Raw genomic sequence first — 15,321 nt, 5'->3', positions numbered from 1 at the left:
ACGTGAGCGGTGAGCGAAACCGCGCAGACCCCGTTCCACGACCTCGACCACTACGTCGCCGTCCCGCGCCTGACCGGCCTCGCGGCCAGCCAGGACGGCACCCGCCTCGTCGCCACCGTCCAGACGCTCGACGGCGAGCGCACCGCCTACCGCACGGCCCTGTGGGAGGTGGACCCGACCGGTGCGGCCCCCGCCCGCCGGCTCACCCGGTCCGCGAAGGGGGAGTCGTCCGCCGTCTTCACGCGGTCGGGCGACCTCCTGTTCACCTCCGCCCGGCCCGACCCCGACGGCAAGGACGGCGACGACCCGGTGCCCGCCCTCTGGCTCCTGCCCGCGCACGGGGGCGAGGCCCGCGTCGTCGCGACGGCGCCGGGCGGCGTGTCCGGGGCGCTCGCGGCCCGCAGCGCCGACGTCGTGAGCGTCGCCGCGAGCCTGCTGCCGTCCGCGAAGGACCTGACGCAGGACGCCGGGCTGCGCAAGGCCCGCAAGGACCAGAAGGTGTCGGCGATCCTGCACACGGGCTACCCGGTCCGGTTCTGGGACCACGACCTGGGCCCTGACCAGGACCGGCGCCTCGTGGGCGACCTCGCCGCGCTCACCGACGAGCCGGCCTCGCCGCTGCCGTCCGCGACGCCGTCGGGCACGGAGCCGGCTGCCACGCCGTCGACCACGGAGCCCGCCGACGGCCGGCACCTCGACCTGCGCGACCTCACGGGCCCCGGCCGCCACCTGGAGGAGCACGCGGCCGACCTGTCCGCGGACGGCACCACGCTCGTGCTGACCTGGGCGGTGCCGGACGCCGGGGCGGCCACCCGCAGCACGCTCGTTGCCGTCGACACCGCCACCGGCGACCGCCGGGTGCTGGTCGACGACCCGGACGCCGACGCGACGGCGCCCCGCGTCTCGCCCGACGGCGCCTGGGTCGCGTACGTGACCGAGTCGATCTCGACTCCGCACGAGGCCCCGGTGATCCGCCTGGCTCTGGTGCCGGCCGACGGCTCCGCCGAGCCCGTGGTCCTCGCCGACGACTGGGACCGCTGGCCCGGTCGGCCCACGTGGCTCCCGGACGGCAGCGGCCTGCTGGTCCAGGCGGACGACGACGGGCGCGGCCCGGTCTTCCTCCTCACGTTCACCGGCACCCTGCCGGGCACCGACGTGGTGGTCGAGAAGGTGACCTCGGACGACGCCGTCTTCTCCGACCTGTCGGTGACGCCGGACGGGGCCGCCGTGCTCGCGCTGCGGTCCTCCTACGCGGCCCCGGCCGAACCCGTGCGGATCGACCTGGCGGGCTTCGTCGCCTCGGGCGCGCCGGGGGAGCGGACGCCGGTCGCGGCGACGCTGCTGCGCTCGCCCGTCCCGGCCCCGGCGCTGCCGGGCACCCTCACCGAGATCGAGACCACGGCCGAGGACGGCTCACGCGTGCGCGCCTGGCTCGCGCTGCCGCCCGACGCCGGCCCGGACGCCCCCGCCCCCCTCCTGCTGTGGATCCACGGCGGCCCGCTCGGCTCCTGGAACGCGTGGAGCTGGCGCTGGAACCCGTGGCTGATGGTCGCCCAGGGTTACGCGGTCCTCCTGCCGGACCCCGCGCTGTCCACCGGGTACGGGCAGGAGTTCGTCCAGCGCGGCTGGGGTGCGTGGGGCAAGGCGCCGTTCACCGATCTCATGGCGATCACCGACGCCGCCGAGGCGCTGCCGGAGATCGACGGGACGCGCACCGCGGCGATGGGCGGCTCGTTCGGCGGCTACATGGCGAACTGGGTGGCGGGCCACACGGACCGCTTCCAGGCGGTCGTGACGCACGCGAGCCTGTGGGCGCTGGACCAGTTCGGCCCCACGACGGACGCGGGCTACTACTGGGCGCGCGAGATGACGCCGGAGATGGCGCTGGAGAACAGCCCGCACCTGTCGGTGGGGGAGATCCGCACGCCGATGCTCGTGATCCACGGCGACAAGGACTACCGCGTCCCGGTCGGGGAGGGCCTGCGCCTCTGGTTCGAGCTGCTGACGAAGTCGGGGCTCCCGGCGTCGGACGACGGCGAGACGGACCACCGGTTCCTGTACTTCCCGGACGAGAACCACTGGGTGCTCACGCCGCAGAACGCCAAGGTCTGGTACCAGGTGGTCTCGGCCTTCCTGGCCGAGCGGGTGCTGGGCGAGACGCCGGAGCTGCCCGCGACCCTGGGCTGACACGCGTCCGCCGGGGCGGGACGTTCGCGCCCCACCCCGGCGGAGGTCGCGCTCAGCCTGCCTTGACGGCGCCGACGACGCGGACGCGCACGGCCACGTCGTCGATCTCCTCGGGGACCTTGTCCACCAGGCGAGGGTCTGTCACGTTGACCTGGAGCACCCAGCTGCCGCCGGGGCCGGTCACCTGCTCCACGGAGACCTCCTCGGTGAGCACCTCCACCGGCGACGTGCCGGGTTCCGCGTGCTTGCGCGCACGGTGCTCGCGAAGTGGCTGGTCGAGGGACGTCGTGAACTCAGGGGCGACGCCGACGCCGATGACACCGTCCAGTCCGGTCACTTTTTCCCGCAATGCGGCTTTTGCGGACCGAGCCTCGTCGAGTGTTGCCATCCCGATCACCTCCTGGTCATCCATTGTGTCCCCCGTGTCTACCCCCTTCCAGCGGGCCGGGACGTGTCCTGGAGCACGTCGCCGACCGCCACGCGGCACCGCAGGTCAGCGGGGTGACGGCGCCTGACACGCCGTGCGGACACGCCCACGAGGTTCCCCGCGTCCCGCGACACGCCCGGGCGGGGGAAACGCTGGTGCGCGCACCGGACGTCACCCGAACGGGTGCGTCGCCTCTCGCGCCAGCTCGATCCCCAGGATCTCCAGCACCTGGTCGATCGGGTTCGCGTAGGTGAGGCCCTTCCCGCTGCGCCCGCCGGACTCGGAACCGGCGAACAGGAGGCCGAGCGCCACGCCGTCCTCCCGGTACACGAGCGCCCCGGAGTCGCCGCCCCGGGAGAACGGGCCGTCGTCCAGGCTCTCGATCTCGATCTGGTCGTCGAAGCTCAGCGCGCCGAGGTCCTCGTACCCCACGATGACGTCGTCCAGCTCGATGGCCGTGACCCGGCCCCGGGTGATCGCCGTCGTGCGGCCGACCTTGCCGACGATCTCACCGCCGAGGGCACGGGCCGTCTTCACCACCCGGCCCACGGGGTACTCGAAGTCGACGGGGACCCGGTCCAGGCGCGCGATCGCGGCGTCCGTCGCTGCCGGTTCGAGCGCGTCCAGGTCCACCACCTGCGTGAGCTCCCCGATCCGGTCGCCGGGCGCCAGCCCGCCGTCGGCGGGCCCGGGCTGGAGCACGACGTCGCCCGGGCGGGCCTCGGGGGACCCGGCCAGCACGTGGTAGTTCGACAGGGCGTACAGCGCGCCGTCGCTGCCGGGTGCCGTGCGCGTGACGAAGGCGCCGAGGGTGCCCGCCGTGACGGCGACGTGGCCGATGGAGACGCCGGGCCGGATCGGCCGCCGGCGGTCGGTGTCACCGGACGCCAGCGACGTCGGTGCGGGCGGGCGCGGGCCCAGCTCGCTGACGGGGCGGATGCGGCCGGTGCGGCGGACGTCGGCGTCGGGCCCGATCTCCGCCGTGACCTTGCGCACGATCGAACGGGCGCGGGGAACCCCGAGCCGGTAGCGGACCGCGATGCCGAAACCGCCCTCGCCCTGCGGCACCAGGCCGAGCGCGAGGGTGGGCGCCCGCACGACGTCGGCCGCCTCCGACACCCGTTCTCCGGTCGTGTGCCCCTCCAGGGACCGCGGTGTCGCCACGACCCCGTGGCGCTCGGCGAGCTCCCGGGCGAACGCTGCGAGCTGCTCCTTCATCTTCCTGGCCTGGTCGCGGTCCATGCCCTGATCCTCTCCTCACCCACCGACACGACACGGCACACCCCTACCGACACGCCGGTCTGTCCCACAAAGTCATCCGAAAGACGGATATCACCCTGCCAGGTTTGCGCGGTACGTTCCTCTGCTACACCCAACCATGGCCGGGTGAAAGCCAGGAAGACCTGGGATGTCACAAACATCTCCAGGCTGCCTCCTGAATCGATGGCGGCGTCCGACCTGGGCGCCGGTGATCACGGAACGGCGAGAATGATCGGGACGATGGACGAGACGCGGAGCACGCGGGTGACGCGTGCGGACGTGCGTGAGGCCCTCATGTGGGCCCTCGAGCGGGACCGCGACGCCCTGCTCGCGCACCGGGCGGCCGTGCACTCCAGCAAGAGCGACCTGACCCGTCGCCGCGCCGACAAGGCGCTGGTCGAGCAGTGGCGTGCCCGCAAGCCGGACACGGAGCAGGACACCGCGACGCGCGAGTGACAATGGGCCGGTGAGCACTGGAGTCCAGAACCTTCCCCGCGTCCGCGCCTCCGAGCTCGTCGGGCGCGGCTGGCTGAACACCGGCGGGCAGGATGTCACCCTCGCCGACCTGCGCGGCAAGGTCGTCGTCCTCGACTTCTGGACGTTCTGCTGCATCAACTGCCTGCACGTCCTGGACGAGCTGCGCGAGGTCGAGGAGCAGCACCGCGACGAGCTCGTGATGATCGGGGTGCACTCGCCCAAGTTCGAGCACGAGGCCGACCCCGACGCGCTCGCGGCCGCCGTCGAACGGTACGAGGTGCGCCACCCCGTGCTCGACGACCCCGAGCTCGTGACCTGGGGCGCGTACACCGCGCGGGCCTGGCCCACGCTCGTGGTCATCGACCCCGAGGGCTACATCGTGGCGCAGATGGCGGGGGAGGGGCACGGCTCCGCGATCGCCGCGCTCGTGTCCGACCTGATCGCCGAGCACGGGGCCAAGGGCACGCTCCACCGCGGCTCGGGGCCGTACGTACCGCCCGCCCCCGCCTCCGGCACGCTGCGGTTCCCGGCCAAGGCCCTCGCGCTGCCGAACGGGAACCTTCTGGTCGCGGACGCCGGGCACCACTCCCTGGCGGAGCTGGAGCCGGACGGCGAGACGCTGGTGCGGCGCATCGGCTCGGGCGAGCGCGGGCTCGTCGACGGCGGGCCGGGCGAGGCGCGGTTCTCCGAGCCGAACGGGCTGTGCCTGGTGCCCTCCGACCTGACGGCGAGCCTCGGGTACGACGTCGTGGTCGCCGACACGGTCAACCACGCCCTGCGCGGCGTGCGGCTCTCGGACGGCGCGGTCACGACGCTGGCCGGCACCGGCGAGCAGTTCATGGTGGGCGGCCAGGAGAACGTGACGGGCACGGTCGGCGCGTTCGAGGCCGGCGAGTCCTACGACTCGCTGAGCGTGCGGCTCTCCTCGCCGTGGGACGTCGAGTGGTCCGCCGAGCTCGGCGCCTTCGTCGTGGCGATGGCCGGGAACCACACGCTGTGGGACTTCCACCCCGGCCCGCACCTGCCCGTGGTCTCGCTGCTCGCGGGCACCATGAACGAGGGCCTGGAGGACGGCCCGGGCGCGGGCGCCTGGTTCGCCCAGCCCTCCGGCCTGGCCACGGCGGCCGACGGCGCGCTCTGGCTCGCCGACGCCGAGACCTCGGCGCTGCGCCGCCTCGCGCCGGTGGACGAGACCGACGTGACCGTCGAGACGGTTGTCGGGCAGGGGCTGTTCGACTTCGGGCACCGGGACGGCGCCGCCGGTCAGGCGCTGCTCCAGCACCCGTTGGGCGTCGCCGTGCTGCCGGACGACAGCGTCGTCGTCGCCGACACCTACAACGGCGCGCTGCGCCGGTACGACCCCACCTCCGGCGAGGTGACCACCCTGGCCAAGGACCTCGCGGAACCGTCGGACGTGCTCGTCGAGGTCGCGGACGACGCCGTGCACCTGCTCGTGGTCGAGTCCGCCGCGCACCGGCTCACGCGGGTGGCGCTCCCGGCCACCCTCGCGGGCGAGGTGCTCGACGGCGGCGCGCACAAGGTCGCCCGGCCCGCCACGGACGTGGGCTCCGGCGCGCTGCGCCTCGACGTGCCGTTCGCACCGGCGCCCGGCCAGAAGCTCGACGACCGCTGGGGACCGTCGACGTCGCTCCAGGTCAGTGCCACCCCGCCGGAGCTGCTGCTGTCGGGTGCGGGGACCGGGACCGACCTGTTCCGCGACCTGGTGATCAACCCGGACGTGGCCGAGGGCGTGCTGCACGTGACCGCGAAGGCGGCGTCGTGCGACGAGGTGCCGCTGCTGCCGAACGGCGAGCCCGACCCCGACGTCTTCCCGGCCTGCCACCTGGCGCAGCAGGACTGGGGCGTGCCGGTCCGCGTGGTGCCGGACGGCGAGGCGGGCCTCACGCTGCCGCTGCGCGGCTGACGTGTCGGACGCACAGGCCCCTCTGGTGACCTGTGCGTCTGACGCCTTGGCGCGAGTCCGACAGGTCAGCCCGCCAGCACCGCCGGCAGCTCGGTCAGCGCGTCGATGACAGTGGTGCGGGCGGCCTCGGGGCGGCGGGCGTGCAGGTATCCCCACGGTCCGCGGCGGAGCAGGATCGGTCGCATCCCGGCGTCGGCGGCGGGGAGCACGTCGTTGTCCAGCCGGTCGCCCACGTAGGCGATCTCCTCGGGTGCGACGCCCGAGAGCTGCGCCACGCGGGCGAAGAACTCCGGCTCGGGCTTCTGCACGCCCCACTCGTCGGAGGTGCGGATCGCGCTCACCGGCAGGTCCATCGCCTCCAGCGCGGCGCGCGCCTCGGGCGGCTGGTTCCCCGCGACGACGACGTCGAACCCTGCCGCGCGCAGCGCACCCAGGGCCGGCCGCACGTCGGGGTAGAGGTCGTCGGCGTCGAACCCGTTGCGCAGGCCGTCGGGGTCGTCCACGGCCCAGCGGGCGATCTCCGCCTCGACGTCCACGCCGGGCCGCACGAGCTCGAACGCCTCCCGGTGGGACAGGTCGAGGGCCGCACAACCGCCGAGCACACCCAGGAACGTCAGCGGAGGGACGCCGAGCCGCTCGGCCCACCGGAGCCAGATCCGGGACTCGTCGACCAGCGTCTCCCCGACGTCGAACACCACCGTGCGCACCATGGCCCCGACCCTATGCCTCCAGATTCGGTCCATCGCACCGCAGGAAATGATGGGTTCGGTCGCTTGCCTCGAGATCGGTCCAGCACCGGACCGATCTCGAGGCAAGCGACCGAACAGCATCCGTGCTTGGCCGAACAGCATCCGTACTTGATGGGATCCGACCGAGCCTGGACGGCACAAGACCCGCGCGTCACGTCAGGGGAGGCTGAGCAGACCGTCACCGACCTGCACCCGGTCGCCCGGCCGGGCCAGCTCGACCAGGTCCCCGGGCCTCAGGTCCAGCGCGACGACCGGCACCAGGGGCGAGCGACCGCCGTCGGCGACCGCGGCAGGGCTCCAGAGCACGAGCTCCTGACCCGCCTCGACGGCGTCGCCCTCGGCGACCAGCAGCGTGAACCCTTCGCCCCGGAGCTGGACCGTGTCGATGCCGAGGTGCACCAGCACACCCCGCCCGGTGGCGAGAGCCGGTGCACCGGGCGATCCCGCGGCTCCGTCGGGAGCGCCCGGCGCCGACGGCGCCAGCAGGACGAACGCGTGCGGGTGCAGCTTCACCACGACGCCGGCGCACGGCGCGACCACGCGGCCACCGGTCTCCGGGTCGGGGTCGACGGCCAGCCCCGGGCCGACGATGCTCTCGGCGAAGACCGGGTCGGGCACGTCGCGCATCGCCACCACGCGTCCCGCCACGGGCGATCCGACCAACAGGGCCTCGGCCATGACGTCATCTTGTCAGACCGCCTGCCGGGCCACGGGATGGGACGACCCGTCCGGTGGCACCGCCCGCAGCGGGCAGGGGGCGCCGCCCCGGGGTCTCGCCCCCTGAGGCGCTCGCGTGTAACGTTCCCAGCGCACTCGACGACGAGCCGGTGGGGAGCGTACGGATGACGAGCGAGAGGCTCACGGGGGTCCCGGCGAGCCCGGGGCGGGCGGCCGGGATCGTGGTGCGGATGCCGGCCCGGGTCCCCGAACCACGGACGAGCCGCCTGACCGGGGACGCCGACGCCGCCGTCCACGCCGTCGAGGAGGCCGCGGCCCAGGTGGAGGCCGACCTGGCCGAGCGGGCGCGGCGCGCGTCGGGCACTGCCGCCGACGTGCTCGCGGTGACGGCCGCGATGGCCGCCGACCCGACGCTCGCCGCCGGTGCCGCACGGCGGGTCCGCGAGGACCGGCTCACCCCCGAGCGCGCGGTGTGGGACGCCGCGGGCTCGGTGGCGTCCCAGCTCGAGTCGCTCGGCCCGCCCATGTCGGAGCGCGCCCGGGACGTCCGGGACGTCCGGGACCGTATCGTCGCCGCCCTCACGGGTGCCGCCCCGCCCGGCGTACCGGATCCGGGGCATCCGTTCGTGCTGGTCGCGAGCGACCTCGCCCCGGCGGACACCGCGATGCTCGACCCGGCCGTGGTCGTCGCCGTCGTCACGGCCCGCGGCGGGCCGACGTCGCACATGGCGATCCTGGCGCGCGCCCTCGGCATCCCGGCGGTCGTCGCGCTGCCCGAGGCGAACGACCTCGTCGACGGCGAGGAGCTCGTGGTGGACGGGACGGGCGGCACCGTCCTGCGCTCGCCCACCCCGGCGGACGTCGAACGCGCCCGGCGGCGGGTCGCCGCCGCCACCTTCGACGGCCGCGGCGCGACGCGCGACGGGTTCGAGGTGGAGCTCGTGGCGAACGTCGCCGACCCGGCGGCGGCCGAGGCCGCGGCTGCGGCGGGCGCACGCGGGGTGGGTCTGTTCCGCACCGAGTTCTGCTTTCTCGGCCGGGGCGAGGAGCCCAGCGTGGAGGAGCAGGTGACTGCCTACCGGGCGGTGCTGTCCCACTTCCCGGGACGCCGGGTGGTGGTCCGCACGCTCGACGCCGGCGCCGACAAGCCCTTGCGGTTCCTCACGCCGGACCACGAGGACAACCCCGCGCTGGGCGTGCGCGGGCTGCGGACCGCCGTCGCGCACCCGGACGTGCTCGACCGCCAGCTCGACGCGATCGCCCGGGCCGCCGCGGCCGAGACGGCGGAGGTGTGGGTGATGGCTCCGATGGTCGCGACCGTCGACGAGGCCCGTGACTTCGCCGCCGCGTGCGCCGCGCACGGCCTGGACCACCCCGGGGTGATGATCGAGACGCCCGCGGCCGCGCTCCAGGCACGGCACGTGCTGGCCGAGGTCAGGTTCGCGAGCCTCGGCACCAACGACCTCACGCAGTACACGATGGCCGCCGACCGCGACCTGGCTGGTGTGGCAGCCCTGTCCACCCCCTGGCAGCCCGCCGTGCTGGAGCTCGTCCGGGTGGCGTGCGAAGGTGGTGCGGTGCATGGTGCTCCGGTGGGCGTGTGCGGGGAGGCGGCGGCCGACCCGCTCCTCGCGCCCGTCCTGGTGGGTCTCGGGGTCACCTCGCTGTCCATGACGCCGCGTGCGCTGGCCGAGGTCGCAGACACCCTGGCGCGCGTGTCCCGCGACGAGTGCGCGGAGCTGGCACGCGTGGTCCTCGGGTGTCCGACGGCGCAGGCCGCACGCGACGTGGCACGGGAAAGACTTCTTCCCTGAACGTCATCTGAACCCACCAGTCACATCCCAGTCACGTCGGCGCTCTAAGGTGGCCCGCATGCCCGAACCGATCCGGACCGATCCGCAGGAACCCGCAGCACCCGACGTGCGGGTGACGCTGTCGACGGCGTCGGTCTTCCCCCGCCGTGTGCCGCTCGCGTTCGAGTCGGCGGCCGAGCTCGGTTACGACGGCGTCGAGGTCATGGTGTGGTCCGAGGAGGTCACCCAGAACCCCCGGTCCCTGGCGAAGCTGTCCGCCGACACCGGCGTGCCGGTGCGGTCGGTGCACGCGCCGACCCTGCTGGTGAGCCAGCGGGTCTGGGGCCGGTCCCCGGTCGCGAAGCTGGAGCGGACGGCGGACATGGCCCTCGAGCTCGGCGCGGGCACCGTGGTGGTGCACCCGCCGTTCCGCTGGCAGTACAAGTACGCGCGCCAGTTCCAGGACCAGGTGCGCTCGCTGAGCGAGGCCACGGGCGTGACCATCGCCGTCGAGAACATGTACCCGTGGCGCGGCGGGCGGCGCGAGTTCCAGGCCTACCTGCCCGGCTGGGACCCGGCGGAGCACGACTACGACGCCGTGACCCTCGACCTGTCGCACGCGAGCGTGGCGCAGCAGGACGCACTGGTGCTGCTGCACACCTTCGGCGACCGCCTGCGCCACGTGCACCTGGCGGACGGCAACCACGGCGCGCGGGACGAGCACCTGGTGCCCGGGCGCGGCAGCATGCAGGCCGAGAAGGTGCTCCAGGAGCTCGTCGCCCGGCGCTGGAGCGGTGACGTCTGCGTGGAGATCTCGACGCGCGCGGCCCGTACCGCCGCCGAGCGGCACGACGACCTGGCGGCCTCCCTCCAGTTCGCGCGGGCCTACCTGTCCCCGGCCCCGCACGAGTTCCACACGCCGCCGGGCGCGCACCACCGGCCGCACGACGCCTGGTGAGTGTGATCCTGGTCTCGAACGGTTTCGATCGGCCCCGTCGGCGGGTCTAGACTGGACCCCGTCGAGAAACGGCAGCGGCGATCCGCCGCACGGACCAGGGAGGTGGCGCGCATGACCCGTAGCGAGCCTCCGAGTAGTCCGAACCGCAGCTGAGCTGACGGTTCCCCACCCGCGTGCCCGCGGGTTCTCGCGCACCGGTGCGCTCCGCCCGTCGTCCAGGGCGTGAGATCCACCGGTCGGTCGGCCGTCCCTGCTGCGGTGTCCGTTCGCAGTCCTTTCCCTGCGCTCGACCCCAGGAGTTTCCCCATGGCTACCTTCCTGCCCTCCCGTCCCGCTCGTCCGGTCCGGCCGCTGCTCGGTGCCCTGCGCCAGCGGCGCGCCGTCGGCCCCGCGCCCGAGGCCGCCCCGCGCCCCGTCGCCGCCCCCGAACCTCGCTCGTCCGTGGTCGCCGCCGCCATCTACGACGACGGCGTGCGCACCGCCGGCTACGACAACCTCGCCGAGACCTTCAGCGCGCTGCGCTCGCGGCCGGGCGGCATGGCCTGGATCGGGCTGGAGCGGCCGGAGGAGGCCGAGCTGACGTCCCTGGCCCGCGAGTTCGACCTGCACCCCCTCGCGATCGAGGACGCGATCCAGGCGCACCAGCGCCCGAAGATCGAGCGGTACGGCGACACGCTGTTCGTGGTGCTGCGCGCCGCCCGTTACCTGGACGCCGCGGAGGAGGTCGAGTTCGGCGAGCTCCACGTCTTCGTCGGCCCCGACTTCGTCGTCACCGTGCGGCACGGTGCCTCGCCCGACCTGGCCGCGGTCCGCACCCGGCTGGAGGCCGACCGCGAGATGCTCGCCCGTGGCCCGGAGGCCGTGCTGTACGCGATCCTCGACAGCGTCGTGGACGGGTACGCGCCCGTCGTCGCCGGCCTGGATCACGACATCGACGAGATCGAGTCCGACGTCTGGGGCGGTGCCCCGGACGTCTCCCGGCGCATCTACGAGCTGTCCCGTGAGGTCATCGACTTCCAGCGCGCAGTTCGCCCCGAGCAGGCAGTGTGCGCCTCGCTCGCCAAGGGCGCCGACAAGTACGGCGTGGACCCGGAGCTGCAGGCCTACCTGCGCGACGTCGCCGACCACCTCACCGAGGCGGCCGACCGCATCGAGGTGTTCCGCGCCGCGCTGCGGGACATCCTGACGGTGGCCGCCACCCTCGTCGCGCAGCGGCAGAACGAGGAGATGAAGCACCTGTCGGAGGTCAGCATCCGGCAGGGCGAGGAGGTCAAGAAGATCTCCGGCTGGGCGGCGATCCTCTTCGCCCCGACCCTCGTCGGCACGGTCTACGGCATGAACTTCGAGGTCATGCCGGAGCTCGACTGGGCCTACGGCTACCCGGCCGCCCTGGTCGCGATGCTCGCCGTGAGCGTGGGGCTCTTCGGCGTCTTCCGGTTCAAGCGCTGGATCTGAGCCCGGTGGCGGCACCGCGTCAGGCGGGGCCGCCGGGCTCCGGGTCGAGCGTCTCGGGGTCGGGCAGCGATGCGATGTACTGGTGCCCCACGAGGGCGACCACCAGGCCGGCGACGGCGCCGACGAGCAGCGGGGTGCTGTAGCCGGTCCGGGCCAGGAGCCCGCCGGCCAGCGACCCCAGCGGCATCGCGCCCCACAGCGCGGTGCGCCACGTCCCGTGCACCCGGCCGAGCAGGTGGTTCGGCACCGCGGCCTGCCGCAGCGACATGACGAGCACGTTCCAGGTGGTCGTGCAGCCGAACGACACGAAGATCGCGACGGCCCCCACCCACACCAGCGGGAACGCACCGGCGAGGAACCAGGCGCCGAGCCCGGCGGCGTTCACGGCCGCCATGACGGGCCCCGTGCCGAAGCGCGTCTTGAGCCGGTTCGTGACGGCCGCCGCCGTCAGGGCCCCCACGGCTCCCGCCAGCATGAAGGTGCCGTACCAGGCCTCCGGCACGTCGAGCCGCTCCAGCACGAACAGCACCAGCGTGGACGTGATCGCGGCGTGGCAGATGCCGATCAGCACGCTGACGATCCACAGCGGGCGCAGCATCGGGCTGGACCAGATGAAGTGGAAGCCGGCGGCGAGCTCGGCGCGGTGTCCTGCCGCGCGGGCGGCCTCCGGTGTGGGAACCGGTTCGGCAGGCCGCCGGCCGGAACGCCGCGCGGCGACGCCCGACGCGACGGCTGGCAGGGTGAGTGCCAGCCCGCCCGCGACGGCGTAGGCCCCCGCGTTCAGGCCGAGCGCCCAGAACGCCGAGAAGGCCAGCAGCCAGGACGTCAGCGGCTGGGACAGGAACTGCTGCACCACGATCTCCGTGGCCTCGATGCGGGAGTTCGCCCGCGGCAGGTCGCCCTTGCCGACGATCGACGGGACCACGGCGCGGATGGCGCCGTCGTACACCGTCTCCAGCGCGCCGTACAGGAGCACCACCAGCAGGAGCCACCAGATCGTGAGCGCACCCGTCAGGTGCAGGGCGAGCAGGCCGCCGGCCACGAGCGCCCGGACGCCGCCGGCCAGGGAGAGGGCGACGCGCCGGTCGACGCGGTCCACCAGCACGCCCGCGGGAATCGCGAACAGCAACCAGGGGAGCAGCGCGGCGACCGCCACGAGCGACACGAGCAGCGGGTCGCCCGTGAGCTGCGCGGCGAGCAGCGGTGCCGCCACCCGGGCGATGCCGTCGCCCAGGCTGGAGCTCAGGTTGGCGGCGACCACGCGGCCGAACGCGCGCCCGAGCGGCGCGGAACCAGGGCTCACGGCGGCGGAAGACACGCGCCCGAGGCTACCGCCTCGGCGGCGAGGTCCTTCAGACCCCGTCCAGGTCCAGGTCCAGCTCCAGGTCCAGGCCGGGGCCCGGGCCCCGGCCTCGGCTCAGACCGGCACCGGGTCCGGCACGCGGGCGCCCACCGCGCGCAGCACGAACGCCTCCGCCGCACGGATGGTGCGCTCGCGGGCGACGGGTTCGTCGGGGATGAGGCGACCGGACAGGCACGCGTTGACGAGGTGTACGGTCGGTTCGATGTCCTGGGGCGGGAACGTCCCGGCCTCGATCCCGGCCGTCAGGATCCGGCGCAGGATCGCCTCCACGATGTCGGCGTGCTCGCGCAGGCGCTGCTGCGTGGCGCGGGACAGGACCGTGCGCAGGTCCGGGCCGGGGGCGAGGTGGAAGACACGGGTGAGCTGGGCCTGCTGGCGGATGTAGGTACGGAGCTGTTCCACCGGGTCGTCCACACCGTCGAGGGCCCGCTCCAGCGTGTGGGCGTACTGCTCCGTCTCGTGGGTGATGAACCCGAGGAGCAGCGCCTCCTTGTCGTGGAAGTGGTTGTAGACAGCGGTCCGGCCGACGTTCGCCGCCGCGGCGATGTCGGCCAGGGTGATGGTGTCGAACCCGCGCTCCGCCATGAGGGTGGACAGAGCGGTGAACAGCTTGTGCCTCGTCATCTGGCGGTGCTCGTGCAGGCTCTTGCCGATGATCTTGGGCATGCTGACATCATATGCTCTTGCCGTCAGGTAACTGGAACCCGGGATCGGGCACCCGCGCCGCCCGCCGTCTTTGCGGGCATCCGCCGTCGGGCTCACGCCTCTTGTGCTGAGACTCAGTCGCCATGAATATCCATAGACATACATTTGTGGTGCGCAAAGAAACAGGCCGACCGGAAAGCGCAGCCGTGTGTGCCCACTGTCACCTGCGTGTTTCCGATCTGTAACATGCTTGCATCATCGTGGAAAGTGACCGGCAGTAAAGTTCCCGCATGACATTTCTGGCGGGCGTGATTCCAGCGGAACACGTCTCGGGTCACATTCTGATCCTGCCGAGCACCCACGGCCCCGTGGCCGTCAGCGAGCTCGCCGCCGCGTGGTTCCCGGAGGTCGAGTGGCTCCGAGAACCTTCCCGGGCCGCGGGGGCACGCCGGATGGCGGGGGCCCGGTTCCGCGGCATGGCGCAGCCCGACTCGCTGGTTCCCGGTGTCCTGCGTCTCGGGCCGGGGTATGTCGCCACCGGACCCTTCGAGGTGGGCGAGGCCCACCTCGCCGAGCTGGAGATCCCCGCGGCGAAGGCCGAGGCGTACTCGATCACGCGTGACGACGGCCTGCGCGACGTCCGCGGCGCGGCCCCCACGTCCTACGACGACCGGGACGGCATCGCGCGGGCCTTCGCCCACGCGCTCCCGCAGGGGGAGGAGCTGCGCCTCGTGCAGTGGATGGTCGCGGCCGCCCGCAAGACCGGCGGCGGGGTGCTCGCCGACGGCCGGCAGCCCCTGGTGCCGGATCCCGCCGCCTCGGTCGACCTGGGCCTCTACTCCGCGCATCCGCTGCAGCCCGGCGACCTGCTGCCGATGCTGCGGTCGCTCATCGCCACCGCCGACGTCACCGCCGACCAGCCCACGCCCGACGGGTCGCCCCGCTACACGCTCATGGGCAGCACCGCGTACGACGGGTCGATCGTGATCGACGTCGAACGGGTCGACCGCGTGCCGCGCGCGCTGGGCACGCTCGACTGGCGCAGCTACGGACCGTTCGCCTACCGCATGTCCTGGCTGCCCGCGGACCCGTACGAGCTCGAGCTGGCGCAGCCGTCCGGGCTGCACGTCATCGCACGGGCGCGCATGCGGGTCTCGCTGGCGCGTCTCGCGGTCAGCCTCCAGAGCCGCATCGCGGGAATCATCGTGGACGACGGCGGCTTCATCGCCGGCCCGGACGAGCTCGAGGGCCGCAACGACCCGACGTCGGGCGGTGCACCGGGCGCACGGGCCTGGGTCTGATCCGCAATGTTATCCACAGATTTTGTCCACAGCCCTGTGTGTGGCGCGGGAAACTCGGGCTTCTCCCTGTGGACAGAACTGTGGGCAAGAAAAGGGTGAAAATT

Annotated in this window: 13 protein-coding genes; 7 read left to right on the top strand and 6 right to left on the bottom strand. The window is 73.6% G+C overall.

Annotation, left to right across the window (positions count from 1 at the left end; translation table 11 throughout):
• Window positions 1-9: 9 nt before the first annotated feature.
• Window positions 10-2,187, top strand: a complete 2,178-nt coding sequence (locus tag ACIG47_RS00160) for a S9 family peptidase (RefSeq protein ID WP_397429125.1) — start codon at window positions 10-12, stop codon at window positions 2,185-2,187.
• A gap of 52 nt (window positions 2,188-2,239) precedes the next feature.
• On the opposite strand, the gene ACIG47_RS00155 is transcribed toward ACIG47_RS00160, so the two are convergent.
• Window positions 2,240-2,575 (bottom strand): hypothetical protein, encoded by a 336-nt coding sequence (locus ACIG47_RS00155; protein WP_397429124.1) that lies wholly within the window; start codon window positions 2,573-2,575, stop codon window positions 2,240-2,242.
• Between the two features lie 210 nt (window positions 2,576-2,785).
• Complete coding sequence (locus ACIG47_RS00150) at window positions 2,786-3,856, bottom strand: hypothetical protein (protein ID WP_397429123.1); 1,071 nt, start codon at window positions 3,854-3,856, stop codon at window positions 2,786-2,788.
• Between the two features lie 258 nt (window positions 3,857-4,114).
• Between ACIG47_RS00150 and ACIG47_RS00145 the strand changes: the two genes are divergently transcribed.
• Window positions 4,115-4,330, top strand: coding sequence for a hypothetical protein (locus ACIG47_RS00145; RefSeq protein ID WP_397411883.1), 216 nt, complete (start codon window positions 4,115-4,117; stop codon window positions 4,328-4,330).
• A gap of 10 nt (window positions 4,331-4,340) precedes the next feature.
• Complete coding sequence (locus ACIG47_RS00140; protein ID WP_397429122.1) at window positions 4,341-6,275, top strand: NHL domain-containing thioredoxin family protein; 1,935 nt, start codon at window positions 4,341-4,343, stop codon at window positions 6,273-6,275.
• Window positions 6,276-6,340: 65 nt separating this feature from the next.
• Here ACIG47_RS00140 and ACIG47_RS00135 read toward each other — a convergent pair whose 3' ends face one another.
• Both ACIG47_RS00135 and ACIG47_RS00130 read right to left on the bottom strand, forming a co-directional pair.
• Window positions 6,341-6,985, bottom strand: a complete 645-nt coding sequence (locus tag ACIG47_RS00135) for an HAD family hydrolase (protein ID WP_397429121.1) — start codon at window positions 6,983-6,985, stop codon at window positions 6,341-6,343.
• A 195-nt stretch (window positions 6,986-7,180) separates the two neighbouring features.
• Window positions 7,181-7,702 (bottom strand): PTS glucose transporter subunit IIA, encoded by a 522-nt coding sequence (locus tag ACIG47_RS00130; protein WP_397429120.1) that lies wholly within the window; start codon window positions 7,700-7,702, stop codon window positions 7,181-7,183.
• Window positions 7,703-7,866: 164 nt separating this feature from the next.
• Between ACIG47_RS00130 and ptsP the strand changes: the two genes are divergently transcribed.
• The 3 genes from ptsP (at window position 7,867) to ACIG47_RS00115 (ending at window position 11,908) form a co-directional block, all read left to right on the top strand.
• The gene (gene ptsP / locus ACIG47_RS00125; protein ID WP_397429119.1) at window positions 7,867-9,516 is read left to right on the top strand and encodes a phosphoenolpyruvate--protein phosphotransferase; all 1,650 of its coding nucleotides are present in this window, start codon (window positions 7,867-7,869) and stop codon (window positions 9,514-9,516) included.
• Between the two features lie 58 nt (window positions 9,517-9,574).
• A complete protein-coding gene (locus ACIG47_RS00120; RefSeq protein WP_397411873.1) occupies window positions 9,575-10,453 on the top strand; it encodes a sugar phosphate isomerase/epimerase family protein in 879 nt (292 codons plus the stop codon).
• A gap of 306 nt (window positions 10,454-10,759) precedes the next feature.
• Window positions 10,760-11,908, top strand: a complete 1,149-nt coding sequence (locus tag ACIG47_RS00115) for a magnesium and cobalt transport protein CorA (protein ID WP_397429118.1) — start codon at window positions 10,760-10,762, stop codon at window positions 11,906-11,908.
• A gap of 19 nt (window positions 11,909-11,927) precedes the next feature.
• Here ACIG47_RS00115 and ACIG47_RS00110 read toward each other — a convergent pair whose 3' ends face one another.
• Together ACIG47_RS00110 and ACIG47_RS00105 are read right to left on the bottom strand one after the other, a co-directional pair.
• Window positions 11,928-13,226 carry an MFS transporter gene (locus ACIG47_RS00110; protein ID WP_397429117.1) on the bottom strand — a complete coding sequence of 433 codons (1,299 nt, stop codon included), beginning with the start codon at window positions 13,224-13,226 and terminating at the stop codon, window positions 11,928-11,930.
• A 99-nt stretch (window positions 13,227-13,325) separates the two neighbouring features.
• Window positions 13,326-13,937, bottom strand: coding sequence for a TetR/AcrR family transcriptional regulator (locus ACIG47_RS00105; protein ID WP_397429116.1), 612 nt, complete (start codon window positions 13,935-13,937; stop codon window positions 13,326-13,328).
• 269 nt (window positions 13,938-14,206) lie between these two features.
• On the opposite strand from ACIG47_RS00105, the gene ACIG47_RS00100 reads away from it, so the two are divergent.
• Complete coding sequence (locus tag ACIG47_RS00100; RefSeq protein WP_397429115.1) at window positions 14,207-15,217, top strand: hypothetical protein; 1,011 nt, start codon at window positions 14,207-14,209, stop codon at window positions 15,215-15,217.
• Window positions 15,218-15,321 lie beyond the last annotated feature (104 nt).

Origin of the sequence: Promicromonospora sp. NPDC052451 (assembly GCF_044547525.1) — a bacterium.
Classification (GTDB): domain Bacteria; phylum Actinomycetota; class Actinomycetes; order Actinomycetales; family Cellulomonadaceae; genus Promicromonospora.
This window is presented reverse-complemented; position numbering and strand designations above follow the sequence as displayed.